Here is a 25448-nt window from a genome sequence, read left to right as displayed (position 1 = left end):
CCTGGGGCATACGGGGCGGCCTATGCCGCCCCGTGCCGCTCAGGCCGCCGCCGTGATCCTGGTCCATCCCGTGCGGAAGGCGCTGATCTCGTCCGCCCAGAGTTGATGGGCCGTGTCGACGAGATCGGGGTGCTCACCGGCCCATCCGCTCGGCAGGTGCTGCCGCGCCAACACGCAGAGGTGGACATGCTGCCGGGCGGTGCTCAGTCCGTCACCGGGCACGTGCAGCACTGCCATCGTCGACAGGGGACGACCGCCCGCCAGATGAACAGCCGCATAGGCCGACGCCATGTCGAGCAGGTCATGCGAAGGCATGTTATACTCGCCTTTGATGGTCAGGATCGCGGCGAGCAGCCGCTGATGCGGCCGAACGTTCGAATCATAATCCTCCAACAGCCGCCACAGCGGGGTATCGGGCGCCCCCTGCGCCAGGATCAGTCGATGGTCGCGAGCCGTGACGGGCAAGCCGCACGATGTCCGCGGCGCATCGGCTTCCGGTTTGAACGGCGCCAGCTTGCTGCCGAACACTGCCATGACGTGGTTGACGCTCTGCCGGGATCGCGGGCGCAGCAGCGCATAGCCGACGGCCTCACAGCCGGGTTCGCGCACGTCATAGATCATGTCCATGACCTCGGCCGGGCTGTGCCACGGTACGACAGCCGCATTCTTGGTCTTCATTGTCTTTGTCACTCCGGCGGCGTGGGCTGCACACGCGTCGCCTTCTTTTCACCCTGACGGTACAGCCGCCAAGGCACACTCCTGCTTTTCTCCTGGTTCCGGCGCTCGCCTGGCGCCCGGCCCCTCGCCCATGAGGCGAGAAACCGGGGGGAAAATCTATATCGCTCGGCCCTTTGCTCAGGCGGGGCGGGTTCGCATTACGCCTTTCGCCGCGCTTACTTTGGTCCACGACTGCCACCGCTGACTTAGGCTTGGTTGATGCCGGTGGAAGCACGTTTGCTTGCGGCACGCGCTCGGGCATCGCCGTTCGTTTCGCGACGGGGATCGGTCGTTTGATCACGTTCGCCGATGGTGAGGCGGCCGGAACAGTCTGGCCCGGGCTTGCAGGCATATCGTCATTCGCACCTTGGGCCGGTCGCGCCGGCGGGAGGGGCGAAAGCGACGGCCCAACGGCAGCAGCGGGCGGCGGAGAAAGGCGCTCAGCGAGAGCCTTATCCGGTTGCGGGAGCGACGGCTGAAGCGCGCGCCACCGCTGCGCTAGGTCAGCGTCCGCCAGCGCATCGGCGAGGCCATATTTGACGGCCATGGCGAAGGTCCGTTCGCGAAATTCGGGATCGCCCGCCACAATCACCCGGCGAGCCGATTTTCGAACGGCAAGACGAAGCGCTGCCAGCATGGCCGCCTCGTCCCGTGTGATCACGTCGATTGCCTCACCCCTGTCGAGGAAGGCTGTGGGACCATCGGCTTTCCGGGCGTAGCGGACGCCGTCCGAGCAGGGATAGGCATGAAATCCATCGATCGACGGCAGGTCGGCCGAGCGCTTGCCGCTCCCCACTCCGAAACTGGGGAACGCCCTTGCGTTATGGCGATGACGCCACGCTTCGGCAAAGGCACCTTCCCCTTGCTCATAATACCAGCTTTCCAGATTTGGAGCGGGCCGTTTGGGCACCTTTTGCCTGGCGAGGGCAGCCGCGCGTGCACGATCGGTGGCATGCTCTGACGATGCGGCGTCGCGCTTGGCTTTCTGCCACCTCTTCCACCGCTCGAGCTCGCCGCGATATTCATCAGCCCGGAAGGCCTTCTCTAGCCGATCCCCCTTCGCGTCACGGGCCACCATTTCCACAGCTGCCGCCCGCGGGACGAAGTCCCCAAGGCGCTTTTCCAAGCGCACGCGGGTGATCGACCGATCAACGGCCGATGCTCGTACCTTCTCGTTTCCAACCGACAGGATGACGCCGTTCGTCCCGATGGCGTCATAGCTGATACCAACCTCGGCGAGCGAGCGATGCAACGTGCCCCACGATCGCGCTGCCCGGATCAGGGGCACGGCTTCCTCCTGGGCGATGCGTTGCGCGGAACGATAGCCCGTCCGGGTTTCGAACGCCGCGGCCTTCAGGGAGATCGGTTTCCGATCCGCATCGACGCGCGTCGCTGCCCCGGCACTCATCACCACCCGACCATCGAACACCTGATAGCGAGCATCGGCTTCGGCCTGCCAGCCAAACCGATCGACGATCAGGGCAACCGCCTGATGCGCTGCCTCGAGCGTGAAGCCGTCGTTGATCTCGATCATCCGCCGGGCAAGCGGATCATAGCGGTTGAGCGCGATATGGACGTGACGATTGTCGGTGTCGCCATGGCAAGCATAGATGCACGGCTGGTCGCTGACGCCGAGATGCCCGAGGAACATGCCGACCGCTTCGTCGATCTCGGCGGGTGTCGGCAACTCGCCCTCACGCCAACTCAGCAGCCAGTGGTCGATCGGATTGGGGCTGCGGGTCGCCGCCTGCGCGACGGCGATCATCTCGGCGCGTTGCCCCTCGATGGCGGTGCTGACGAAGTTGCGACCACCGATATGGAACAGGCGCTCGCCTTTCGTGCCGCCGAGCTTCTCGCGCAGCATATAGGCGACCTGATAATCCTTCTCCTCGCTCTGCTTCTCGGGCTGCCGGAGATAGTCGACAAGGTTGCGGGCATGCCTCGCCCGCTCGGTGGTCGCATTGCGCCCGGCCGGGCGCGCCGGGATGCGTTTCACGATCACGGGGTGTCGGCCTTTTCATCGCCATCCACCACATCGTCCAATTCGTCGACCAACCCCAGGATCGCGGTGCACACGTCGCCGAGCGTCGTGGCGATCACGAACTCGTCGACATCGTGCGTCTCGGCCAGCTGCTGGATGCGGCGACCCCCGACGTGCAGCGCGGCGATCTTGCGCAGGGCATCACGATTGCGCACGCCGCCACCGAACAGACGGGCGCGAACGTAGGTGGAAATTCCCACTTCGCCGGCCTCGCTGACCAAGCGCTGCCGCTCCTCGGCAGTCACCCGGAAGACGATGCGGTTGCCGGAATCCTTCCTCGGCGGACGCTTGCCGCGCGCCTTCCGAGGAGCTCGGCCCGCGTCATTCTGGCTCACGCCGTTTCTCCTGCGACAAGCCTTCGGCGCGGAGCAGGCCCCGCTGCGCAGCCGGTGGTGTCATACACCACCCATCCTGCTACCCTATTTCCTCCCTCTTCAGCGCGCAGGCGAGAGCCGGAGCGCATGCTCCTTCTCACCTGGGTGCGCACCCTCGTTCTTCTGTTCTGCCCAGCCCACCGGAGCCGCTTGGAGCACGTCATGCGCGGTCCCCCTTCGCGCGCGTCGGGCGCGCCTGCCGCAGTTTCTGCGGCAGGAGGCAGATGGTCCGCTGGTCCGCCAGATGTCCAGTCACGATCGGGATCTTCGCCACCGTGGCCTTGAGCTTCTCGAGCGAGGCCCGCCCGGGATAGCGCGTCATGCTTCGCCACCTGTACCCTTGTGGCCGAGCAGGTCGTTGCGGAACTCGATGAAGACCTCCTGGTCCTTCAACTCGTCCGAGACGGTATGGCGGGCGGAGTGCATCGCCTGACCGCGCTTCCGGTCGGGCACGCTCGGCGCGATATAGATCCACCACAGCTTGTAGAAGACGTCGCCGAGCTTCCGCTTGGTATCACCGCCGGGCACGAACTCGGGAAACAGCAGCGTCTCGCCAGCTTGGCGCATCGCCTCGACATAACGCAGGAAGCCCAACCGGATCAGCTCATCGGCGATGACGATCACGCGCCGCGCGGACTTGTTCTTGATCCGCCCGGTGATGGTGGGGCGGATCAGCAGATACTCGATGCCGTGCCGCTCCTCGACATCGTCGAGCATCAGCTTGGCCAGTTCCTCGCGCCGCGCACCGGTGTACCAGACGAGCAGGAGCAGATAGAACAGGCCATCGTGGATGACCTTGGGACCGGGCTTCAGTCGCTCCTCGGTGCCGACGCAGCCCGTCCAGGGCGGCAGGCGGAAGATCGCTTCGCCTTGCTCCCGCGTATAGCGAAGCCGCGCCTCGCGTTCGTCCTTGTCAATCGGGGCCGTGAACTCGCCGAAGTCGATCGGCTCTGCGATGGGCACCGCCTTGCGGGTGAAGCTGTGGATCTGGCCCAACTTGTTGAAATGCTTGTTGGCGGTGCCGGTGGACAAGCCGATCTGATCCATCGGCACGTCGCCATTCTCGACCCGATCGGCGGACACGGCCGCCGCCTGTTCCAGGCTCTGCCCGAGGTCGTGGTCGCTAGCCGCCTTGCCATAGTTGACGGAGAGCTGATCGAACCATTTGTCGAGCTTGACGATGTCCGCTTAGGCAACCCGCCACATCGGCGTGCCGGGCGGCAACGACTTCTGCAACAGCACGGCGGCCCAGCGGATCTGGCGGAGCGTCTGTTCGCCGACGCTGTCCTTCTCGCGCTTGCCGCCTTTGCGATGCTCCAGAAGGCGGGGCGTCGTTGCGATCATCCGCTCCGCTGCCTCGACGGGGGTGCAATGCAGCCAGTCCTCTGGCACCGCCGGATCAACACCGACCGGCGCAGAATGAGAACTAGCGACCGGCGAAGGCGATGGCTGCGCCGGTGCAGGCGTGGCCGAACTGTTAGGTGGCACCGTCCCGGGCGTGGCCGCACCTCGAAGCTGCGCCTCTGCGGCGGCATAGACGTCGCGGTACGCCGGGTAGAGGGCTAGTTCCAGCCTCCAACGCAGCCGGTCATCGACTGCGAAACCAGCAGCGGCGAGATGGCGATCGATCTCGTCTGGCCGGATCGGGCTAACGCCGCGCTCCTCGCGCATCGCGATGATGGAGCGCAGATCGGCGATCCGTTGCGCGCTCCAGCCCTCCGCCTCCAATTTGCGCTCGTCGCCCGGCAGGAAGGACATATGGCCCCCCTGGTTCTTTAGGTGCTCGAAATAATCAATGAAGGCCAGATTGGCGGCCGAGTGGTGCTCGACATCGTATGGCGTCGATCGCTGCAGGGTGCAGACCTCGGCCAACCGCTCCTCGTACATCGCCTTGGCGATCGCCTGGAGCTCCTGCTCGGTGATATCGGTCTTCTGCCTGGCCCGCCTGTCGAGCATCTCCAGCACCCTCGGCGTCACCGCCGTGAGCGCCGCCCCCATGTTGCGCGCGGCCTTCCGGTCGGTGGTCCGCAGCGACAGCCGGACATCTAGGGTGCCATTATCCAATTAGCGGTGGAATTCGGCGCCCCCAGGAAATGTGCCCGCGCCGATATACATGCTGAAGACAGTCCAAAACCGCAGCCTTCCCGGCCAGCGCATTGGCACAATCTGATGCACAATTGTGCAGGTGCCAACCGCCGACCCTGATAGTCAGCCAGCGTCTTCGAACACTTAGCAGCCAATTGGCTGGGATTTCAGGCAGATGGCTGGGGCGGCAGGATTCGAACCTGCGTATGACGGTACCAAAAACCGTTGCCTTACCGCTTGGCGACGCCCCACCGGGAGGCGCGCCTTATAGCCGGCGGGCGGCGTGTGAAAAGCCCCAACACGCCGGGTTTTCGCGTGGCAGCCACGAAAACCCGGCCCCGCGCCCTCAATCCAGGCGTTCGAGCCAGCCGTGCGGGTCGGCGGCGCGGCCGCGCTGGATCGCGGAGAGCGCGTCGAGCATGCGCTGCGTCAGCTGGCCGGTGCCGCCGCTGCCGATGGTGAAGCGGCCTGTTGCCTCGACCACCTGGCCGATCGGGGTGACGACCGCCGCGGTGCCGCAGGCGAAGGCTTCGGTCAGGCGGCCGCTCGCGGCGTCGGCGCGCCACTGGTCGATGCCATAGGGCTCTTCGCGCACCGTCAGGCCCTGGTCGCGGGCGATACGGATGATCGAATCGCGGGTGATGCCGGGCAGGATCGTGCCGGTCAGCGGCGGGGTGACCATCGATCCGTCGTCGAACACGAAGAAGACGTTCATGCCGCCCAGTTCCTCGACCCAGCGGCGCTCGACCGCGTCGAGGAACACGACCTGGTCGCACCCTTGCGCGATCGCCTCCGACTGCGCGGCGAGGCTGGCGGCGTAATTGCCGCCGCACTTCGCCTCGCCCGTGCCACCCGGCGCGGCGCGCGTGTAATTCTGGCTGACCCAGATCGACACCGCACGCGCGCCGCCCTTCCAATAGGCGCCGACCGAGGATGCGATGACCATGTAGAGATATTCGGCGGAGGGCTTCACGCCCAGGAACGCCTCGCTCGCATACATGAAGGGCCGCAAGTACAGCGCGCCGCCGTCGATCTGGGGAAACCAGTCGCGCTCGGTACGGACCAATTGGCGGCACGATTCGAGGAACAGCTCCTCGGGCAGTTCGGGCATCGCCAACCGGCGCGCGCTGTTGTTGAAGCGGCGCGCGTTCGCGTCCGGACGGAACAGCGCCATGCCGCCGTCATCAAGGCGATAGGCCTTCAGCCCTTCGAAAATCTCCTGCGCGTAATGCAGAACCGCGGTCGACGGATCGACCGTCACGGGCGCACGGGCAGTGATCACCGCATCGTGCCAGCCCTGCCCCTCGGTATAGCGGATCACCGCCATATGGTCGGTAAAGACGCGGCCGAACCCCGGATCGACCAGCCGCGCCGCCCGCTCGTTGGCGGCCACCGGCGTGGTGCTGGGATCGAAGCGAAAAGCGGCCGACCCGGCCGTCGAAGGCGCATTCATTTGATTTCTCTCAGACATCAGGGGTTGCAGACGCGTAGGGACGGTGTCTAAACCGGTCAACATGGCTGCCCCAGCTTCTTCCGCATCCGCCCAATTCCTGCGCGAACCCGAACTCCGTCGAGGCATGGAACTGCTGTATTTTGGCCATAGCCATCTCACCCGCTCCGTCGACCAGGGGCTTGCTGCCCAGGGATTGGGCCGCGCGCACCACCGTGCCTTGTATTTCATCGCCCGCAAGCCCGATCTGACGGTCAGCGAGCTGCTGGCGATGCTGGCGATCACCAAGCAATCGCTGGGTCGCGTACTCAACGAGCTGAGCGACCGCAAGCTCGTCACCGCCCGGCCTGGCGAACGCGACCGCCGCCAGCGGCTGCTGCGCCTGACCACGGAGGGTGCCGAACTTGAAAGCGACCTGTTCGAGGCGGTGCGCGTCAAGATGGCGCAGGCCTATCAGGCCGCCGGCCAGGAGGCGGTATCGGGCTATTGGGCGGTGCTGGAGGGCATGATCCCCGAGGCCGAACGCGCCCACGTGCAAAAGCTGGGGCTCTAACCCGCACGCCTTCGCCGTTCGGCCGCCCGGCGGCCGTTCAGCGCGTTTCGGCCGCCATCTCGCGGTTCCGGCGCGCGGAGGCGGCCAATGTATCGGTCAGCAGCGCGACCAGCCCGTCGGCACGGTCGAGCACGTTTAGCCCCTGCCGCGTCGATCCGCCCGGGCTCGCCACGCGATCGGCGAGCGTCGCGGGCGGGCCGTCGGCGTCGGCCGCCATGACCGCCGCGCCCTCCAGTGTCGCGAGCGCCAGCCGCGCCGCCTGATCCGCCGGCAACCCCAGCGCCGCCCCCGCCTGCGCCAGCGCATCGGCGAAGCGGAACACGAAGCCCGGCCCACAGCCAGCCAGCGCGGTCACGTCGTCGAACCGCGCCTCGTCCGCGATCCATTCGACATGGCCCAGCGGCCGCATCCAGGCGGTCACCTCGTCGCGCACGGCGTCGTCCGCGGTGGAGGAATAAAGCGCCACCACGCCCTTGCCGATCGCGACGGGCAGGTTCGGCATTGCCCGCACCACCGCCCCGGCGCGGCAGAGCGGCGCCAGCGTCGCCTCCTCCACTCCCGCCAGGATCGACACGAGCAGCCGCGGCGCATGGCCCGCGATCGCACCGCCCGACAGGCTGCGCAGCTGCTGCGGTTTCAGCCCGAGCAGGATGACGTCATACGCCCCGTCCTCCGCCGCCGGCACCGCCGGCACGACGCGGACGCCCTCGGGCATCGCACGGCCGCTGGGGCTGACGACGGTGACGTCGCGCGCCGCCATTCCCGCCGCCAGCCAGCGCCGCAGCATCGCGCCGCCCATATTGCCGGCGCCGATCATGAGCAGCTTCACGGCCTCAGGCCTCGCCCTGCGTCTCGATCAGCGCCGCGGCCAGCGCCTCGCGCGGCGTCTTGCCGCCCCACAGGACGAACTGGAACACCGGGTAGAAGCGCTCGCACTCCTCGATCGCCGATTCGACCAGCAGCTCGGCCGCGCCCAGCGACATCGTGCCCTCGTCCTCGCCGTCGATCATCGCCGCATGCCGATACAGCAGCACGCCGGAGGAGGACCAAAGCTCGAAATGGCCGATCCATAATTGTTCGTTGACCAGCCCGATCGCCTCATAGACGCCGCCGCGCCGGTCGTCGGTCACCTTGATGTCGGGGAAGGCGAGGAATTGCAGGACGCTGTCGTCCTCACGCCACAGCGCGCGCAATTCATAGGTGGTCCAGCTGCCCTTGACCGTCGCGACGATCTCGTCGTCATGCCGCTCATGCTCCCAGCCATGCGCGGCATAATAGGCCTCGAGCATGTCGATGGGGGCGGCGGGATCGGTATCGTGTTCAGCGGAATCGAGCATTATCGTGCCCCTTATCGCACGACGAGGCTGCCGAGGCAAAAAGCCCCGTGCAACCCCGTCGTGGACAAGCCTGTCGATAAAGCTGTGGAAAAGTGGGTCAGGCGCCCCAATCAGGCAACCGGCGCCGGTGCGGTGGCGAGCTTCGCCTCCAGCGCGTTGATCCGGGCCTTGAGCGCGTCATTCTCGTCGCGGGCGGCGACAGCCATCGCCTTCACCACCTCGAACTCGTCGCGGCTGACGAAGTCGAGGCCGCCGATCCATTCGCGCATCCGCGTGCGCGCGCCGGATTCCGCCTCGCGCCCCACACCGGCCAGCGTGCCGGCGGCGCCGTTCATCAGCTTCACGAAATCATCGAACAGGCGGTTGTCGGACTGCATATCATCGGTTCCCGGCACATAAGCGTGCGTATCGTCACAGCATCTGGGACGTGTGCGCCCCTGGCACAAGGGTTTCCGCACCGGGGTTGAGCTGGCCGATCCGCCAGGTCAGCACGCCCGCAAAGCTGATCCACACCATATACGGCACCATCAGCCACGCCGCAGCGGTGCGAATCCGCCCAAACAGCACCGTCGTGACGATCGACAGCAGCAGCATCGCGACGATCACGACCAGCGCCGCGCCGATACGATGCGCCCCGAAGAACAGCGGCGTCCACGCGAGGTTCAGCGCGAACTGCACCGCAAACACGGCCAGCGCCAACCCCCGCCCGCGTGCGCCGCGCGCATGCAGGATCACCGCGACGGCAAGGCCCAACAGGATGTACAGCGACGTCCAGGCGACCGGAAACACCCAGCCCGGCGGCGTCAGCTCGGGCTTTTGCAGCGCGACATACCAGCCATTCTCCGATCCCGCCGGCACCGCGCGACCCGATGCGAAGCCCAGCAGCAGGATCAACGGCACGGTCACGATCGCCCAGCGCAGGAACGACATTCGCAGCTGACCCTTGGACGCAATCCCGCTCACCGACGCTTCCTCCGCATGTCTTTCGCGCCCCTTGTCGCGTGGCGACCGGTTCGTAAAGCGTCCGTTACGATTATCGTTCCGTCATGGCCCGTTTCGGGATGCCGCGACCAGAAATTCGACATTCCCTTCGGGCCCCGTGATCGGACTTTCGGTGACGCCCGCGACGCTCCAGCCGCTCGCCTCCAGCCACGCGACCACTTCGTCGCACACCCGCGCATGCACGGCAGGATCGCGCACTACGCCGCCCTTCCCCACTTCCTCGCGCCCCGCCTCGAACTGCGGCTTGATGAGGGCGAGCAGGCGGGCGCCGGCTTTTGCAAAGGTCATCGGCCGTTCCAGCACCTTTGACAGGCCGATGAAGCTCGCGTCGCAGACGATCAGGTCGACGGGCTCAGGAATATGCGCCTCCGTCAGGATGCGCGCGCTGGTCTGTTCGTGGACGATCACGCGCGGGTCCTGGCGCAGCTTCCACGCGAGCTGGTTGGTGCCGCTGTCGACCGCATAGACGCGCGCCGCGCCACGGGTCAGCAGCACGTCGGTAAAGCCCCCCGTCGACGATCCCACGTCGATCGCCACCGCATCGGTCACGTCCCAGCCGACATGGTCTAGGCCATGCGCCAGCTTGATCCCGCCGCGCGACACCCAGGGATGATCGCGCCCGCGCACGTCGATCGCCGCGTCGTCGGGCAGCGCCAAGCCCGGCTTGTCGATCTTGCGCGTGTCCGAAAACACCAGCCCCGCCATGATCAGCGCCTGCGCACGCGTCTTCGATTCGGCAAGGCCGCGGTCCACGAGCAGCTGGTCGGCACGGATCTTCGCCATCAGGGCTCCGTAGCGAGGGCACCGGCCGGCGTCACGCCCCCTGCTTTGCGAGGACCGCCCCCCGCCCCCAACGTCATTCCCGCGAAGGCGGGAATCCAGACGCGCTACCGCCGCGATTCCATCGCAAGCGCCAGAGGTTATGCAGTCCCGCCTCCGCGAGATTGGCGGCTCTTGGCCCCCTCCCGCTCCACCCGTCGCATCCCACCCTCCATCAGCCGCGACTCTATTGCCGATCGGAATAGTAGGATTATCTTCCACATCGGGAAGCATGACCGTACGGCGTGTCCCGACACGCCGGCCGGCCCCGCTGTCCCCCATGGAGGGAGATGCAGCATGACCGGATTTTCCCATTACGACGCAACCTTGCCGACCATCCTGACCGTGCCCGGCCTCGGCGGCTCCGGGCCTTCGCACTGGCAGACCCTGTGGGAGGAGGCGCGGCCCGACACCGTCCGCGTCGAACTCGGCATGTGGCATACGCCGCATCGCAACGCCTGGGTGACGAAGCTCGACCAGGCGATCGCCCGCGCGGAAGCTCCTGTGATCCTCGCCGCGCACAGCCTCGGCTGCCTTGCGGTGGCGTGGTGGGCGGAACTGTCCCCGCAACCCTATGGCTGGCCGGTGGCCGGCGCGCTGCTCGTCGCGCCCGCGGACGTCGATCGCCCGAACGCACCCGACGAACTGCGCGGCTTCGCGCCGACGCCAAAGACGCCCCTGCCCTTCCCCTCGATCGTCGTCGCGTCGAGTGACGATCCGTGGATCACGATCGACCGCGCGCACAGCCTCGCGGCGCAATGGGGCAGTCATTTCGTCGATGCCGGTCCCCAGGGCCACCTCAACGCCGCCAGCGGAGTCGGCTGGTGGCGCGAAGGGCAGGAGTTGCTCGACCGCGTGATCGCCGCCGGCACCGACGGGCACGGCCATGCCCGCTCCCCCGGCGACGCCCGCTCGATCCTGGCGATCAACGCGACCGACGCCGCGCAGACACACTATCTCGGCCGATAGCTATCCCGCGACGGGCGCAAACGGGTTCACGATCCGAACGCGCCCGTCGATCAACAGGCCGTCGTGCATATCCTCGGAATACAGCGTGTCGCACTCCGCCGTCAGCGCCGCCGCGGCAATCATCGCATCGTAGACGGACAGGCGATAGCGTTCGGCGAAGCGCAGCCCGAGGCGATGGAGGTCTGGCGTCAGCGTGATGATCTCCGGGCAGCGAAACGTCACGGCCTGCGTCGCACGGGTGACCTGCTCCCAGGTCCACCGCCGTTTGCGCAGCAGAACATTGGCCAGTTCGTTCAGCGACTGGACGCTGATCACGCCACCATCGTCCAGCAGTCGCGAGGCGGCGGCACCCCGCGCGTCCTCGTCGAAGGTGTAGACGAGCACATTCGTATCGAAGAACGCGCGGGTCACCGCGCGTTCGCTTCCTCCCGATCGAACTTATATCCGGGGGGGAGCGGGTTGGTGCTGCGCAACTCCCGGATCGTGTCCATCGCCCACCGCCGCTGTTCCTCCGTCACCGGAATGGTGATCGGATTGGATTTGGCGACCTTTACCTGGTCGCCCTCGTGCAGCCCCAGCGCCGCGACGACATCGTCGGGCACCTGCACCACATAACCATCGGCGGTCTTCTCGAGCTTCATGGCCCGTCGCATACCACGAAACCGGCCGCCGTGCGAGCGGCCGGCCGTGGGCCTCCGCCGTCAGCGCTTCGCGTCGAACGTCAGCAAAGACGGCTCCGCCGGCACCCCGTCCAGGCTCTTGAAGTTGCCATATTGTGCGCTGTTGAAGCCCACTGCATAGGCCTGCCCAGCCACCGCAGTACATTGCATCGTAAAGCTGCGCCCATCCACCGACCGGCGCGGCGTGCCGTCGCATTCGGGATAGGCGCCGCGATCGGACTTTACGAAGGAAAAGTCCCCCGGCTGCATCGGTCGATCGAAGGTGACGCCGAGCGTGAACGGCCCCGGCGGGATCGTCGCGTGCATCGCCGGCGTCGTCGTCTCCACATAGGGCACGTCGGCGGCGCGCCGGTACAGATAGGCGACGAACGCCGCGCCCTGGCCGGTGTCGTCCCCGCCGACCGAAAAGCTCGATTCATCAGTGAACCCCAGCGTCCGCACGCCGGAGAAGGCGACCTGCTGTACCTCCAGCAACGCCGCATTGGCGGTGCCGCCCGGTGTGATCCGCCCGGCCACTTCGCACAGATCCGTCGCGCACAGGACCCGCAGACTGGTAACCCCGTCGACCCTGCCGAACCGGTTCATCAGCCGCGTTTCCGCCGGCGCGGCCCAGCCGGCGTCACGCGCTTCCCGGCGTACCCGCGCATGCAGTGCCGCCGCGTCATGGGGCTTGTCCACCACCAGAGAGCCGAGCAACGGATCGGCCGCCTGCCCCCGTTCCTGCTGCCAGCCGATGCCGCCCAGCAGCACTGCCGCCGCCGCTATGCCGAGTCCCAATACCATCGGACGCACCCCTTTCCGTGTCGTGCACGCCGCACGCTGCGGCAGGTCCGGCACGGCCTCTGGCGGCACGGCGGCGGCGGGGGCCACCCCGATTTTTGCGTCACAATTTTCTTGGGCGGCCAGCGCGCGGGCGAGATCACGGCTGCTGCCCGCGCCCGTCTTGCGCCGCGCCTCGCGCAGCCGCTCGTTCACCCCGTGGACGCTGAGGCCCAGCGCCGCCGCCGCCGTCTTCGCGGTATGCCCCGCCGCGAGCAGCGCCAGAATCTGCCGCTCCGCCTCCGTCAGCGAGGCGAAGCGGTCCGGCTCAGACACCGCGGTCCTCGCGCGGCTCCGCCTCCAGCGCCCGGCCCTTCGCCGTCGCCGCCTTCATCGCCCGGTACATGCGCACGTTGACCGCGATCAGCATCACGACCGCCAGGCCGATGATGATCGCGGCCTTCAGCGGTCCGCTCACGCGCGCGCGCCCTCGTGCACGCCCGTGCTGTTGTGGCGCAGCGCGGTCAGCACCGTGCTGACGATATGATCGGCGTCGAGGCCCGCCTCGGCATATTGCTTCTCGGGCTTGTCCTGATCCTGGAACGTGTCGGGCAGGCGCATCGTGCGCAGCTTCAGCCCGCCGTCGATGAGCCCTTCATCGCTCGCCAGCGTCAGCACATGTGCGCCGAAGCCGCCGACCGCATTCTCCTCGATCGTCACTGCGACCTCATGGGTCGTCAGCAACCGGCGGATCAGCGCCTCGTCCAGCGGCTTGGCGAAGCGCAGGTCGGCGACCGTGGTCGACAGCCCCTTTGCCTCCAGCGTGTCGGCGGCCTTCAGCGCTTCCTCCAGCCGCGTGCCGAGCGACAGGATCGCCACCGTCTTGCCCTCACGCACGACGCGGCCCTTGCCGATCTCCAGCCGCTGCGGCACCTCCGGCAGATCCACGCCGACGCCCGCGCCACGTGGATAGCGCACCGCGATCGGCCCGCTGTCGTGGCAGGCGGCGGTGTGCGTCATATGCACCAGCTCCGCCTCGTCCGCCGCGGCCATCACGACGAAATTGGGCAGCGTCGCCAGATAGGTGACGTCGAACGATCCGGCATGCGTCGCGCCATCCGCACCGACCAGCCCCGCGCGATCGATCGCGAAGCGGACGGGCAGATTCTGGATCGCCACGTCATGCACCACCTGGTCGTAGGCGCGCTGCAGGAAGGTCGAATAGATCGCGCAGAACGGCCGCATCCCCTGTGCGGCGAGGCCCGCCGCAAAGGTGACGGCATGCTGTTCCGCGATTCCCACGTCGAACGCGCGATCCGGGAATGCCTTGGCGAAGCGGTCGACGCCGGTGCCCGATGGCATCGCCGCCGTGATCGCGACGATCGTCGGGTCGCGCTGCCCTTCCTTGACCAGCTGGTCGCCGAACACGTTCTGATATTGCGGCGGCCCCGGCGGCGCCTTGGCCTGCGCACCGGTGATGACGTCGAACTTTTGCACGCCGTGATACTTGTCCGCCGCGGCCTCGGCGGGGGCATAGCCCTTGCCCTTCTTGGTCACGACATGGACCAGGATCGGGCCTTCCTCGGCATCGCGCACGTTCTCGAGCACCGGGATCAGATGGTCGAGGTTATGCCCGTCGATCGGCCCGACGTAATAGAAGCCCAGCTCCTCAAACAGCGTGCCGCCCATCGTCATGCCGCGCGCGAATTCGTCGGTCTTGCGCGCCGCCTGGTGGAACGGCCGCGGCAGGCGGCGGGCGAAGCGCTTCAGAATATCGCGCACGCCCAGGAATTCGCGGCTCGACACGATGCGCGACAGATATGCCGACAGCCCTCCCACCGGCGGCGCGATCGACATGTCATTGTCGTTCAGGATCACGACCAGCCGGTTGCCTGCCTGTTCGGCGTTGTTCATCGCCTCATAAGCCATGCCCGCAGACATCGACCCGTCGCCGATCACCGCGATGCCGCGCCCGGGCGTGCCGGCCAGCTTGTTCGCCACCGCAAAGCCCAGCGCCGCGGAGATCGAGGTCGACGAATGCGCCGCACCGAACGGATCGTACTCGCTCTCGCTGCGCTTGGTGAAGCCGCTGAGGCCGCCCCCCTGACGCAGCGTGGGGATACGATCGCGGCGCCCGGTCAGGATCTTGTGCGGATAGCATTGGTGCCCGACGTCCCAGACCAGCCGGTCGCGCGGCGTATCGAAGACATAGTGGATCGCGGTGGTCAGCTCGACCACGCCCAGTCCGGAGCCGAGGTGGCCGCCGGTCGTCCCGACCGCGGAGATCGTCTCCTGCCGCAGCTCGTCCGCCAGTTGGCGCAGCTGCTCGGGCTTCAATTTTCGCAGCTCTTCCGGGGTGTTGACGGTATCGAGCAGCGGAGTCTCAGGGAGTTCGGCCATCCGACCCGTCTACGCGCTTCGCCATCGGCTGTCGATTGGCAGCGCGAACCAGCCTCAGTCGCAGTCGGCGCAGCGCCCCCGCACCTCGATCACGGGACGAACTGGTGTAAATCCAGCAGCTTGCGCGGCAGATCGCACCCCGCGAGTGACGCTGTCATCGTCCAGATGCACGGTTCGTCCACAGGAATCGCACACCAGAAAGATGCAGTCGTGCAGGCAATCCGGGTGCGCGTTGGCGACGTATGCGTTGGAGCTTTCGACCTTGCGCGACAGGTTCGCGGCAACGAACACGTCGAGGATGCGATAGATGCTGTTGGCGGCCACCCGCCGCCCCTCGCGCTGCGATAGCGCATCGGCGATGTCATAGGCGCTGGCCGGCTTGTCGAACGCCGCCAGCGCCGCGAACACGCTGGCACGCATCGGCGTCCATTGCTCGCCCGCTTTTTCCAGCGTCGTCTGCGCGGCCTTCATCAGGTCGTCGCCTTGCGGCTCGTGGTGATCGTGATGCGCGTGGCTGGCCATGATGCTGAAATAAGGCGCGGCCGGCCCGGCGGCAAGCGGCGTCAGTGCCCGGCGCGGCGGTTCAGGTCGTGCCCGAAGGCGAGCAGGCCGACGCCGATCACGGTCCACAGCGTCTCCGCGCCATGGCCGCCCTCGTGCGGCAGGCTCATCGCGCCCGCCATGATCCCCAGACCGAACGATCCCATTGCGGCGGGCATGATATAGCCATGCTCCATCACCCCGCGCCCCAGCGCCACCGCGCCGAGCAGGATCGCGATGCTGAGACCGATCTCGTGGAACAGCGGATTGAGCAGCAGCCCGCCCGCCGCGGACAGCATGGCGAGCAGCACCGCACTCGCGATGCAATGGACGACGCACAGCCCCGACAACGCGATCGCCGCGCGATCGAGCCCCGCCCAGCCGAAGCTGCGCACGACCGAGGTCGTATGGGAGTGAGTCCTATGGTCCATCCGAGCCGACCATCTAGGCGCACCCGCGCTGCGTTACAACATTACATCTCCGAATTTTACTGCGAGGAGCGACGCCGTCACTGCGGCGCGCCGGGCGGGGCGAGCCGGATCGCCGTATCGGGATGCACCGACTGGATTCCCGGAATATGCGTCAGCCGTCGCCGCAACGCCGCGCCGTCCTGCGGTCGCCGGGCCGTCACCGCAAATCCACCGATGCTCGCATAGGGATATAGGATCCTGCCGCCCGCGCGCTCGATCCTGCGCTGCACCCTCGCCCGCTTTGCAGGCGTCGCGCAATCGCACGATACGATGAACGTCGACGGGGCGGACGCGCCGTTCGCCAGCGGCCGGGCTAGCAACGGCGCGGGCACGCTTGCGGCCGCCACCAGCAGCGTCAAGGCCCATCCACGTCCGACCATATGCGTCATGCCATCGTCCTTCCTGTGATATGGCGCGATGCTATCCGCCCCGGCTGTACAGGCGATGAAGCCGCACGGCGGCGTCACCCCGCCGCATAGGTGACGCAGGCCATCACGCCGATCCCCGCCATGCTCGCCAGCCCCGCGCCATAGCCGCGCGCCCCGCCGCGGCTACGCGGCAGCAATTCGGACGCGCCGATATACAGAAAGCCGCCGGCGAACAGCGCGAGCAGCAGCGACAGGTGATGCGCGTCGATCCGGATCGCCTGCCCGATCGCGACGCCCGCCAGCGGCGCGGCAGCATTGGCGACCAACCAGCGGTGCGCCCGCTCCGGCCGGCACGAGGTGGACGATAGGCCGATCATATTGGCGCCGTCCGCCATGTCGTGCGCCAGCACGGCCGCCGCCACCAGCCACCCGGTCGACTGCGACACCTGGAAGGCAAGACCGATGCCCAGCCCGTCCATCAGACTATGCAACACCAGGCTGACGCGCCCGACCATCGCGCCTCCCGGCAGGCGGTGCAGCAGAATATACAGCGCCATGCCGATCGCGACCGCGCCGAACACCAGCTCGCTCGCGGCTCCGCCGCCCTCCACCGCCTCGGGCAGCAGGTCGAGCAACGCCAGCCCCACGACCATCCCGCCGGTCAGACCGAACAACAGGTCCTGCCGCCGCCCGAAACGCATGGCGAGTCGCCCGCCGGCATAGGTCGATCCGACGGCGGTGATCCCCAGCAGATACGGGACCAGCATCACCGTGCAGCCCCCATCGGCCCGGACGCCAGCGCGACCGGCACCCGCACGTCTTCGTGCATCATTACCTCCATGATATAATATATCATGCGTTAGGTGCGGTCAGAGGCCTTGTCCAGTGGGAGGTGGGACTCGGGCGTCAAACCCATGATCGGCACCCGATGCCGTCCCATCATTCCTCCCCTGCTACGACAGTATGCGGCTGGGCATGACGGAGCGGAGTCAGGACAGTGTCTCGTTATCGGGGACGTTCCTATCCGCCCCCTCCGTCACCGCCTTCGGCGGCGCGACCTCCCCCTGGCGGGTGACGAGATTGCGTACCGCCCCCGGCCTCACCCGGCCTGCGCGTCAGCCACCACGGACGGCCCGCCCGCCTCGTCTGCGAACAGCCACATACGCGCCTCGTCCTTGTCGGTGAAGAACCGGAACTCCGGGCGGTTGCGCGTTGCGCGGACCGCTTGCATCCGCGGCATGACGTCGCCCGTGTACATGGCGACCCGCCGCGATCGGACGATCGGATTCTCCATGATCTTGGTCAACGCGGCGATGACCTCCTGGCTCTGCGTCATCGCGCCGGTATAGTCGCACAGGCTGATCGGCGCCCGCCCGGTGGCCTGGATACGGCGCCCCGCTTCCGTAACAGCGCGATGGAATTCGCCGATGGTGTCGAGCGTCCAAAAGCCGAAGATTGTACTTTCGAAACAGCCGCGTTCGATGTCTACCGTCACGTTAAACATCGAAAACTCCCGCCCAATCCTGGACATGGTCTATCGCGATTTGGTTACGGGAACGTGCATGACCTATATTGGCGGAAATTATCGCTGTCCTATTCGGAAAAAAGCGTGGACAGTCGACACATGACTGATTCGGTCCGGCACGATCCGTTGCCGGCATCCTGTTCCGTCGTAGGACGTCCCTCGCCGCTCCGGTCGATCCGCCCCTTCGCATGGGAGGGCTTCGGGACACACCGTATCGTCCACTTCGTCCACTTCCACGCTCGTTTTGGCGGTTTACACGCCGCTGGTCGGCGGTCGGGAACAGGCGTATGAGCCACGCCATGCTTCAACCCAGCGCCGCTTTCCTTTCCCGTGCCCGCCCTCGCAGCGTGGCGCGATGGCTGTTCGTCGTCGCCGGCCTGATCGTCGCGATGGTCGTGATCGGCGGCATCACCCGCCTGACCGAATCCGGCCTGTCGATCACACAATGGAAACCGATCAGCGGCACCATCCCGCCGCTCAATCAGGCGCAGTGGCAGGCCGAATTCGACAATTACAAACGCATCCCCGAATATGCCGCCTTCAACCGCGACATGACGCTCGCCGGGTTCAAGCACATCTTCTTCTGGGAATATCTGCACCGCCTGTGGGGCCGGCTGATCGGCGTCGCTTTCGCCCTGCCGCTGCTGTGGTTCGCGGTCCGGCGGCAGATTCCGGCGGGCTACGGCTGGCGCCTCGGCGCGCTGCTGGCGCTCGGCGGCTTTCAGGGCGCGATCGGCTGGTGGATGGTCGCCTCTGGACTGTCGGTGCGCACCGACGTCAGCCATATCCGCCTCGCCGTCCATCTGCTCACCGCGCTGACCATCCTCGCCGGCATCGTCTGGACCGCGCTCGACCTGATGGCGCTGCACCGCGATCCTTCGGCCCCGCCCGCACGGCTGACGCGCACCGCGGTGCTCGCGCTCGCGGCGCTGGTCGTGCAGCTCGTCTACGGCGCGTTCACCGCCGGGCTCGATGCCGGCTATGCCTTCGCCAGCTGGCCGCTGATGGGGGACGCGCTGTTCCCCGCGGGCGTGCCCATGGTCGACCCGGCGTGGCGCAACGCGGTCGACAATCCCGTCGTCGTCCAGTTCTTCCACCGCTGGTGGGCATTCGCCACCGCCGCCGCTTTGGTCTGGCTCGCGATCCGTGCGACGCGCAGCGGATCGAAGGCGGGGCTGTGGGTCGTATTGCTCGTGACGCTGCAGATCGTGCTCGGCATCGCCACGCTGATGAGCGGCGTGCAGATCGACATCGCCGTCGCGCATCAGGGCAATGCCGCACTGCTGCTGATCGCCACCGTCTTTGCCGCGCATGCGATCGGGGGCCGCGACCGACGTTTTAGCTAAGCGGCGGCGGCCTGTGGTATTATTTTACCCGTCAGCAAACCCGCTGTTTGCTTGACTTTCGCGGGGCCCTCCCGCATTGGCACCCTCAACCACGCCGCTTGGAAACAGGCGGCGTGTCTCGTTTCAAACCGAAAGGTCTCGCCCATGAAGGCGCTCATGAAGACCACCAAGTCGGCCAAGCCGCATGAGGTGGAAAAGAAGTGGCACATCATCGACGCCACCGACCTCGTCGTCGGCCGCACCGCGTCGATCATCGCCAACATCCTGCGCGGCAAGCACAAGACGTCGTTCACCCCGCACGTCGACTGCGGTGACAATGTGATCGTCATCAACGCCGACAAGATCCGCTTCACGTCGAACAAGGCGGCGAAGAAGGTCTATTACAAGCACACCGGCTATGCCGGCGGCATCAAGGGCATCACCGCCGCCAAGGTCCTCGAAGGCCGCTTCCCGGAGCGCGTTCTTGAAAAGGCCGTCGAGCGTATGATCCCGCGCGGTCCGCTCGGCCGCGAGCAGATGCGCAACCTGCGCATCTTCAAGGGTTCGGAGCATCCGCACGAAGCCCAGAACCCTGAGGTTCTCGATATCGCGGGCATGAACCGCAAGAACAAGGTGGGCGCGTAATGACCGACAATCGCCAGTCCCTTTCCGACCTCGCCTCGCTGACCCAGCAGGCGGCCCAGGCTCCCGCCGCCGCTCCGGCGACCAACGGTGCCGAAGGCGAAACCGCCGCGCCGGTGCAGACCCAGCCGACCACGCCGCTGCGTCAGCAGGAACTCGACAAGTTCGGCCGCGCCTACGCGACCGGCCGTCGTAAGGACGCCGTCGCACGCGTCTGGCTGAAGCCGGGTTCGGGCAAGATCACGATCAACGGTCGCGATCAGGAAGTCTATTTCGCGCGTCCGACGCTGCGCCTCGTCATCAACCAGGTGTTCGGCATCACCGAGCGCGAAGGTCAGTATGACGTGATCTGCACCGTCAAGGGCGGTGGCCTCTCGGGCCAGGCCGGCGCGGTCAAGCACGGCATCAGCCAGGCGCTGACGAAGTACGAGCCGATCCTGCGCTCGCCGGTCAAGGCCGCTGGCTTCCTGACCCGCGACAGCCGTACGGTCGAGCGTAAGAAGTACGGCCGCGCCAAGGCGCGTCGCAGCTTCCAGTTCTCGAAGCGTTAATCCGCGGGCGGCTTTGGATTGTTTCGGCAATCCAAAGGCTCGCCACGGCGGCCATCGACGGCGGCATCGCTGCCTTCGTCTGACGTCACGGACTTGCTCCGTGACGGCGCGGCCCGAAGCCAAAAACGAAAAGGCGGCCCGGCAACGGACCGCCTTTTTCGTTGCCATCAAAACAGCTTACGCACCGACAGCTTCACGATCCGCCCATACCAGTCCAGAAACGACGGCTGGAAGGCATAGGGCGTCGCCCCGGTCCGGTCCCGAACCTGCACCCGGTTGTTGAGCAGGTTCTGGACCGTGAATTGCAGCGTCATCCGCTTCGCCCAGTCGGCCTTCGGCGCCAGCTTGGCGGCATCGAACGTCGAATAGAGCGAAAAGAACATCCTCGGCGAAAAGCGCAGGTCGGCGCTCGGAATGTCGCTGCGGATCCGGGTCGGCGCCTTCCACAGGCCGAAGATGCCGCCCTGCACCGCCCCCACCGAACCGCCAATGGCACCCTGTGCCTCGAACCGCGACCGCTCCTGCACGCTGCTCACCCCATCGCCGGACAGCGCATCGAACACCGGCTGTCCCGGTCGCAGCATCACCTGATCGTCCAGCCGCAGCGTCGCGGTGACGAAGCTGTACAGCGACGGCCGTTGCCGCGGCGGCGGCGGCGGCGGAGCGGTGCTGCCGGCCGGCGCGGCAGGCGGCTTGGACACGGCGCCCAGCGGCGTCCACAGATTGATCCGCCCCTCCAGCTTGCGCTCCCGTTCGAAGGCGACGTTGATCGGCCGCAGGTCCGCCGTCAGCAACTGGCCATTGGCATCGCGGCGGAACCGCTCCGGAAACGCCGCGAGCAGCGCCGGGCTGCCCCGGACGATGTTGACCGTCTGATCGTCGATCCGGGTCTCGATATAATTCAGCGCCAGCCGCAACTCGCGTGCCTTCATCGGCTTCCACGTTGCACCCACCGTGCTGACGCGCCGCCGCTCGGGCGCCAGATCGGCATTGCCGCCGCTCGTCAGGGTGACGAGCGCATTGGTGCCGGTCGCAAAGTCGAAGAAGGCGACGTTGGCGATCGTGACGACCGGCTGGGTCAGTTGCGCGATGTCCGGCGCGTTCTGCGTCACGTTCAGCGACGCGGTGACCTGAACCGGCGCAACCGGGGTCCAGGTCAGCCCCAGATAACGCGACAGTAGGCTGCCGTAATTCGACACCGACGATACGCCGAGCGTCGCATTGGCCGACAGCGTGCCGATCGCGCCCAGCACGCCGCGTTCCCGCGACGCGATCGGCAAATCGACATTGGCACTCGCGCTCCGCACTGCCCGCGTCAGGCTCCGCGCGGTCCCGTCGCTCCCGGCCAAGGCGCCATTGCTGCCGGTGCGCGCATAATCCGCGGTCAGCGTCATCCGCGCCTCTCCCGCGGGAAGCGTCACGACGGGCCCCGTCGCCGTCGCGTTGCTCGACAGCGTCTCGGCAACGGATCGGCTGCGGTTGGTCAGCCGTGTCGCGACGTCCTGTGCCGCAAAGCCGCGAAACGGATCGGCGCTGGCCGTGATCGCCGCCTGCACGCGTGTCAGGTCCACCCCCTGGTCGAGCATGAAGCGGGTGAGCGCCCGATCGTAATTGCCCGTGACGGTCCACAGCCAGCGCTTCACGCTCCCCTGCACCGTGCCGCCCGCGTGCAATTGCAACCCCCCGCCCGACTGGCGCAAGACGCCGGCCTCGGGCAGATTTCGGTACAACAGCACATCGGTGCCGAAGGGAGAATACGGATTGCTGCCCGGCACGCGCAGCACCGCCGTGGCAAGGCCACCCGGCCGCGCGCCGCCCTTGGCGTCCATCGACACGTTGAGCGATGCCGTCACCGTCTTACCGATCGGTACGGCCTGCGTCGCGTTGATCTTGATCTCGTCGTTCGACTGCAGCGCCCCGTAAGGCGCCATGTCGAACCGACGCGGCACGTTCGCCGCCACGGCATAGGCCGACAACAGACCACGCTGGGCCGGATCGAGCGGCACCGGCGCCACCGTCACGCGCTGCCCCGCCAGCGCATCGAGGGTCGGCGACAGGCTGGTGCCGCCGATCCCGGTGACGTTGCCGGTCGGATCGAACAGGCTGTCGGGATCGGCAAAGGTAGGACGCCGGGAATAGGGCAGCGGATCTTGGCGAAGATACTCAATCGTCGCTACGAAACGCCGGTCGCGATCGATCCGCGTCGGACTCAGCGACAGTGTCGCGGCGCTGCCGCCGCCATCGGTCGTGGTCGACGCGCTTTGCTCGACGGCCAGTGCCCGGAAATGCGGCTTCGTAATGAAATTGACGAGCCGTGCGGTCGGCGGAAAGCCGAAGCGCGACGCCTCCGTCTCGGGCAGCACCTCGGTCCGTTCGATCGCCTCTGGCGGTAGCGTCTGCACCTCCTGATAGCCGGAAATGCGGCGCCCGTTGAGCAGGAACACGGGATCGGCGCCGCTCGCCGAGGTGGTCAACGGCTTCAACTGCCGCAGGATATCGTCGATGTTGGTGCCGAGCGTCCGCAATTGCCCGGCGTCGAGCACCGCCACCGGCTCCACGTCGCCGATCGCCGATCCACGCGGTCGCTTGCCGGTGATGACGATGTCGCCCGTCTTCGTCTCGTCCGCCTGTGCTGCGGCGACCCCCGGAACCAGAACCGCAGCGCCCACGAAAACGCGCAGACAGCCAAGACGCGCGCCATGCATGACCGCTTCCCCCCAAGCCCGGTCGCGATGCTCCCGACCGACCCGACTTTTGGCAGACAATTGCGGTGAAAGATTGGTCAGAGCCGGACGATACGTGTGCCTAGACGCTCCGCTTCTTCGGGGTCGTGCGTCACCATCAGGATCGGCAGGCGGACCTCGTCGCGAACGCGCAGGATCGCGTCCATGATCTCGCCCCGCCGCGCCCGGTCGAGCGACGACAAGGGTTCGTCGAGCAGCAGGAAGGCAGGATCGCTGAGCAGTGCCCGGCCGATCGCCACCCGCCGCGCCTCGCCACCCGACAATGTGCCCGGCCAGCGCCCCAGCAGATGGCCGATGCCCAGCATCGCGACGGCAGCGTCGAGGGCGCTGTCGTCCTTCGCCCCGTACAGCAAGTTCGCGCGCACCCGGCGGTGCGGGAACAGGCGCGGGTCCTGAAAGACATAGCCCGCCCGCCGACGCTCGGGCGGCAGGTCGATGCCGGCCGCCGCGTCGAACACCACCGTATCGCCGACCACGATCCGGCCCGCGTCTGGGCGCAGCAGGCCGGCAACCATGTTGAGCACGCTCGTCTTGCCGATGCCGGACGGGCCGAACAGCACCGTCAGCCCCTCGCCTGCCTCCAGATCGATCGCGACGCGCGTGTCGCCCAGCGTCTTGGTGACGCGCACGTCAAAGGACATGCAGCCCCCGTCGCACGCGCCGGGTCAGCAGTTCGGACGCGAGCAGCGCGATCAGGCTCAGCACCACCGCGATTCCCGACAGCCGCCACACGCTCGCCTCCGCCCCCGGCTGTTGAAGTGCCGAATAGATGGCGAGCGGCAGCGTCTGCGTCTGCCCCGGCACGTTGGAGACGAAGGTGATCGTCGCGCCGAATTCGCCGATCGATCGCGCGAAGCCCAGCACTGCACCCGCCAGCACGCCGGGCAGGCTAAGCGGCAGCGTCAGCGTCCAGAACACGCGGGCTGGCCCCGCCCCCAGCGTGCGCGCGGCGCTTTCCAGCCGCGGGTCGACCGCCTCGATCGACAACCGCATCGCGCGCACCATCAGCGGCATCGCCATGATCCCCGCCGCGATCGCCGCGCCGGTCCAGCGAAACAGCACGCTGACCCCGAACCAGCGTTCGAGTAGCGCGCCGGCGGGGCCGTTCGGGCCGAAGGCGATGAGCAGCAGCCACCCCGTCACCACCGGCGGCACCACCAGCGGCAGGTGGACGATCGCGTCGAGCAGCAACTTGCCCGGAAACCGCCCGCGCGCCAAAGCCCACGCCAGTGCGAAGGCGACCGGCAGCATCGCCGCCACCGCCACCCCACCGACGCGCAGGCTCAGCCCGACGATCCCCCATTCCTCCGCCGATAGCATCAGCGGGGCAAGAACCCGTATCGCCAGAAGATCGCCTTACCCGGCGCGCTGATCAGGAAGCGGCGGAACCTCTCGCCTTCGGGGTTCGTCGATCGGGCAAGGCGTGCGATCGGATAGGTGACGGGCGGATGGCTGGTCGCCGGAAACACGCCTGCGATCCGCACCTTGGCCGACGCCTTAGCATCGGTGGCATAGACGATCCCGAGCGGCGCTGCGCCGCGTTCGACCAATGTCAGCGCCGCGCGGACGCTGTCGCCGCGCACCACTTTGGGCGCGACCGCACTCCACACGCCAAGCGATTTCAGCGCCGCCTCGCCATATTGGCCGGCCGGGACCGGCGCATCCGCCATGGCGAGCGGCCCCGCACCCAGCACCCGCGCCAGCGCGGCGGGCGGACGCACCGGGATGCGCACGGGATTGTCCCTCGCCGCGACCACCACCAGCTGGTTGCCGAGGAAGGTGACGCGGCTGGCCGGCACGATCAGTCGCTTCGCGGCGAGCGCATCCATCCACTGCTGGTCCGCCGACACGAACAGATCGGCATCACCCCCCGCCTCTACCTGCCGCGCCAGAGCAGACGATGCCGCAAAGGAGATGACGGGCCGCGGGTGGCCTCGCTTCGCCCAGGCGTCTGCCGCGGCGGTCATCGATTCCTGCAGACTGGCCGCCGCCAGCACCAGCGGCGGCTTAGCCTGCGCGATCGCCGGGGCGGCGGCGAGCAGCGACGCCAAAAACAGCAACGGACGGATCATGCAGGCTCCCTAAACGCGTGCAGCC

The 25448-nt window shown here is 67.3% G+C and carries 31 protein-coding genes and 1 tRNA gene; 5 read left to right on the top strand and 27 right to left on the bottom strand.

Going from position 1 to position 25448, the window contains the following annotated elements:
* Positions 1-39 precede the first annotated feature (39 nt).
* The 8 genes from ACGVWT_RS10610 to ACGVWT_RS10575 form a co-directional block, all read right to left on the bottom strand.
* Positions 40-678, bottom strand: a complete 639-nt coding sequence (locus ACGVWT_RS10610) for a hypothetical protein (RefSeq protein WP_315462398.1) — start codon at positions 676-678, stop codon at positions 40-42.
* A complete protein-coding gene (locus ACGVWT_RS10605) occupies positions 611-2719 on the bottom strand; it encodes a relaxase/mobilization nuclease domain-containing protein (protein WP_315462399.1) in 2109 nt (702 codons plus the stop codon). The genes ACGVWT_RS10610 and ACGVWT_RS10605 overlap by 68 nt, the downstream gene beginning before the upstream one ends.
* Positions 2716-3093, bottom strand: coding sequence for a hypothetical protein (locus ACGVWT_RS10600; RefSeq protein ID WP_315462400.1), 378 nt, complete (start codon positions 3091-3093; stop codon positions 2716-2718). The genes ACGVWT_RS10605 and ACGVWT_RS10600 overlap by 4 nt, the downstream gene beginning before the upstream one ends.
* Before the next feature lie 199 nt (positions 3094-3292).
* Positions 3293-3454, bottom strand: a complete 162-nt coding sequence (locus tag ACGVWT_RS10595) for a hypothetical protein (RefSeq protein ID WP_315462401.1) — start codon at positions 3452-3454, stop codon at positions 3293-3295.
* The gene (locus ACGVWT_RS10590) at positions 3451-4215 is read right to left on the bottom strand and encodes a hypothetical protein (protein WP_315462402.1); all 765 of its coding nucleotides are present in this window, start codon (positions 4213-4215) and stop codon (positions 3451-3453) included. The genes ACGVWT_RS10595 and ACGVWT_RS10590 overlap by 4 nt, the downstream gene beginning before the upstream one ends.
* A gap of 105 nt (positions 4216-4320) precedes the next feature.
* On the bottom strand, positions 4321-5196 hold the full coding sequence (locus ACGVWT_RS10585; protein WP_315462403.1) for a hypothetical protein: 876 nt from the start codon (positions 5194-5196) through the stop codon (positions 4321-4323).
* Between the two features lie 197 nt (positions 5197-5393).
* Positions 5394-5468: transfer RNA gene (locus ACGVWT_RS10580), tRNA-Gln, on the bottom strand.
* Positions 5469-5563: 95 nt separating this feature from the next.
* The gene (locus tag ACGVWT_RS10575; RefSeq protein ID WP_315462404.1) at positions 5564-6670 is read right to left on the bottom strand and encodes a branched-chain amino acid aminotransferase; all 1107 of its coding nucleotides are present in this window, start codon (positions 6668-6670) and stop codon (positions 5564-5566) included.
* Positions 6671-6731: 61 nt separating this feature from the next.
* Here ACGVWT_RS10575 and ACGVWT_RS10570 point away from each other — a divergent pair, with 61 nt between their 5' ends.
* A complete protein-coding gene (locus ACGVWT_RS10570; protein WP_315462405.1) occupies positions 6732-7220 on the top strand; it encodes a helix-turn-helix domain-containing protein in 489 nt (162 codons plus the stop codon).
* Between the two features lie 37 nt (positions 7221-7257).
* Here ACGVWT_RS10570 and ACGVWT_RS10565 read toward each other — a convergent pair whose 3' ends face one another.
* The 5 genes from ACGVWT_RS10565 to ACGVWT_RS10545 all read right to left on the bottom strand — a co-directional run bounded on the left by ACGVWT_RS10565 (position 7258) and on the right by ACGVWT_RS10545 (position 10342).
* Entirely contained in the window at positions 7258-8049 is a 792-nt protein-coding gene (locus ACGVWT_RS10565) for a pyrroline-5-carboxylate reductase (RefSeq protein ID WP_315462406.1), read from the bottom strand.
* Positions 8050-8053: 4 nt separating this feature from the next.
* Positions 8054-8557, bottom strand: coding sequence for a YbjN domain-containing protein (locus ACGVWT_RS10560; protein ID WP_017977954.1), 504 nt, complete (start codon positions 8555-8557; stop codon positions 8054-8056).
* Positions 8558-8667: 110 nt separating this feature from the next.
* Entirely contained in the window at positions 8668-8934 is a 267-nt protein-coding gene (locus ACGVWT_RS10555; protein ID WP_315462407.1) for an accessory factor UbiK family protein, read from the bottom strand.
* A 34-nt stretch (positions 8935-8968) separates the two neighbouring features.
* Positions 8969-9487, bottom strand: a complete 519-nt coding sequence (locus tag ACGVWT_RS10550) for a TspO/MBR family protein (protein WP_116462381.1) — start codon at positions 9485-9487, stop codon at positions 8969-8971.
* Between the two features lie 114 nt (positions 9488-9601).
* Entirely contained in the window at positions 9602-10342 is a 741-nt protein-coding gene (locus tag ACGVWT_RS10545) for a TlyA family RNA methyltransferase (protein ID WP_315462408.1), read from the bottom strand.
* Between the two features lie 333 nt (positions 10343-10675).
* Between ACGVWT_RS10545 and ACGVWT_RS10540 the strand changes: the two genes are divergently transcribed.
* Positions 10676-11347 carry an alpha/beta hydrolase gene (locus ACGVWT_RS10540; protein WP_017977950.1) on the top strand — a complete coding sequence of 224 codons (672 nt, stop codon included), beginning with the start codon at positions 10676-10678 and terminating at the stop codon, positions 11345-11347.
* Here the strand turns inward: ACGVWT_RS10540 and ACGVWT_RS10535 are convergent, their stop codons facing one another.
* The 10 genes from ACGVWT_RS10535 to ACGVWT_RS10490 form a co-directional block, all read right to left on the bottom strand.
* Positions 11348-11758: a PIN domain-containing protein gene (locus ACGVWT_RS10535; RefSeq protein WP_315462409.1), complete on the bottom strand. Its 411-nt coding sequence runs from the start codon at positions 11756-11758 to the stop codon at positions 11348-11350. It lies immediately after the preceding gene.
* On the bottom strand, positions 11755-11988 hold the full coding sequence (locus tag ACGVWT_RS10530; protein ID WP_315462410.1) for a hypothetical protein: 234 nt from the start codon (positions 11986-11988) through the stop codon (positions 11755-11757). Before ACGVWT_RS10530 ends, ACGVWT_RS10535 begins: the two co-directional genes overlap by 4 nt.
* 60 nt (positions 11989-12048) lie before the next feature.
* On the bottom strand, positions 12049-13122 hold the full coding sequence (locus ACGVWT_RS10525) for a helix-turn-helix transcriptional regulator (RefSeq protein WP_315462411.1): 1074 nt from the start codon (positions 13120-13122) through the stop codon (positions 12049-12051).
* Positions 13115-13264, bottom strand: coding sequence for a hypothetical protein (locus ACGVWT_RS10520; RefSeq protein ID WP_315462412.1), 150 nt, complete (start codon positions 13262-13264; stop codon positions 13115-13117). Before ACGVWT_RS10520 ends, ACGVWT_RS10525 begins: the two co-directional genes overlap by 8 nt.
* A complete protein-coding gene (gene dxs, locus ACGVWT_RS10515; RefSeq protein WP_394426279.1) occupies positions 13261-15186 on the bottom strand; it encodes a 1-deoxy-D-xylulose-5-phosphate synthase in 1926 nt (641 codons plus the stop codon). The genes ACGVWT_RS10520 and dxs overlap by 4 nt, the downstream gene beginning before the upstream one ends.
* A 54-nt stretch (positions 15187-15240) precedes the next feature.
* Entirely contained in the window at positions 15241-15708 is a 468-nt protein-coding gene (locus ACGVWT_RS10510) for a Fur family transcriptional regulator (protein WP_017977944.1), read from the bottom strand.
* A gap of 41 nt (positions 15709-15749) precedes the next feature.
* Positions 15750-16121, bottom strand: coding sequence for a MerC domain-containing protein (locus ACGVWT_RS10505; RefSeq protein WP_017977943.1), 372 nt, complete (start codon positions 16119-16121; stop codon positions 15750-15752).
* 113 nt (positions 16122-16234) lie between these two features.
* A complete protein-coding gene (locus ACGVWT_RS10500; protein WP_315462414.1) occupies positions 16235-16585 on the bottom strand; it encodes a hypothetical protein in 351 nt (116 codons plus the stop codon).
* 74 nt (positions 16586-16659) lie between these two features.
* Positions 16660-17331, bottom strand: a complete 672-nt coding sequence (locus ACGVWT_RS10495; protein ID WP_315462492.1) for a ZIP family metal transporter — start codon at positions 17329-17331, stop codon at positions 16660-16662.
* A 332-nt stretch (positions 17332-17663) separates the two neighbouring features.
* Positions 17664-18068: an STAS/SEC14 domain-containing protein gene (locus ACGVWT_RS10490; protein ID WP_315462415.1), complete on the bottom strand. Its 405-nt coding sequence runs from the start codon at positions 18066-18068 to the stop codon at positions 17664-17666.
* 320 nt (positions 18069-18388) lie between these two features.
* Here ACGVWT_RS10490 and ACGVWT_RS10485 point away from each other — a divergent pair, with 320 nt between their 5' ends.
* The 3 genes from ACGVWT_RS10485 to rpsI all read left to right on the top strand — a co-directional run bounded on the left by ACGVWT_RS10485 (position 18389) and on the right by rpsI (position 20607).
* Complete coding sequence (locus ACGVWT_RS10485) at positions 18389-19435, top strand: COX15/CtaA family protein (protein WP_394426273.1); 1047 nt, start codon at positions 18389-18391, stop codon at positions 19433-19435.
* Positions 19436-19579: 144 nt separating this feature from the next.
* Complete coding sequence (gene rplM / locus ACGVWT_RS10480) at positions 19580-20059, top strand: 50S ribosomal protein L13 (RefSeq protein ID WP_017977937.1); 480 nt, start codon at positions 19580-19582, stop codon at positions 20057-20059.
* Positions 20059-20607: a 30S ribosomal protein S9 gene (gene rpsI, locus ACGVWT_RS10475; protein WP_315462417.1), complete on the top strand. Its 549-nt coding sequence runs from the start codon at positions 20059-20061 to the stop codon at positions 20605-20607. The genes rplM and rpsI overlap by 1 nt, the downstream gene beginning before the upstream one ends.
* A 167-nt stretch (positions 20608-20774) precedes the next feature.
* Here the strand turns inward: rpsI and ACGVWT_RS10470 are convergent, their stop codons facing one another.
* The 4 genes from ACGVWT_RS10470 to modA all read right to left on the bottom strand — a co-directional run bounded on the left by ACGVWT_RS10470 (position 20775) and on the right by modA (position 25423).
* Positions 20775-23312 (bottom strand): TonB-dependent receptor domain-containing protein, encoded by a 2538-nt coding sequence (locus ACGVWT_RS10470; RefSeq protein WP_315462418.1) that lies wholly within the window; start codon positions 23310-23312, stop codon positions 20775-20777.
* Positions 23313-23389: 77 nt separating this feature from the next.
* Complete coding sequence (locus ACGVWT_RS10465; protein ID WP_315462419.1) at positions 23390-23992, bottom strand: ATP-binding cassette domain-containing protein; 603 nt, start codon at positions 23990-23992, stop codon at positions 23390-23392.
* Entirely contained in the window at positions 23982-24671 is a 690-nt protein-coding gene (gene modB / locus ACGVWT_RS10460) for a molybdate ABC transporter permease subunit (protein WP_116462394.1), read from the bottom strand. Before modB ends, ACGVWT_RS10465 begins: the two co-directional genes overlap by 11 nt.
* A complete protein-coding gene (gene modA / locus ACGVWT_RS10455; protein WP_315462420.1) occupies positions 24671-25423 on the bottom strand; it encodes a molybdate ABC transporter substrate-binding protein in 753 nt (250 codons plus the stop codon). The genes modB and modA overlap by 1 nt, the downstream gene beginning before the upstream one ends.
* Between the last annotated feature and the right edge of the window lie 25 nt (positions 25424-25448).

Source organism: Sphingomonas sp. S6 (genome assembly GCF_043498045.1).
Lineage (GTDB): Bacteria > Pseudomonadota > Alphaproteobacteria > Sphingomonadales > Sphingomonadaceae > Sphingomonas.
The sequence above is the reverse complement of the archived record's forward strand: the minus strand, read 5'-3'. Positions and strand labels throughout refer to the sequence as shown.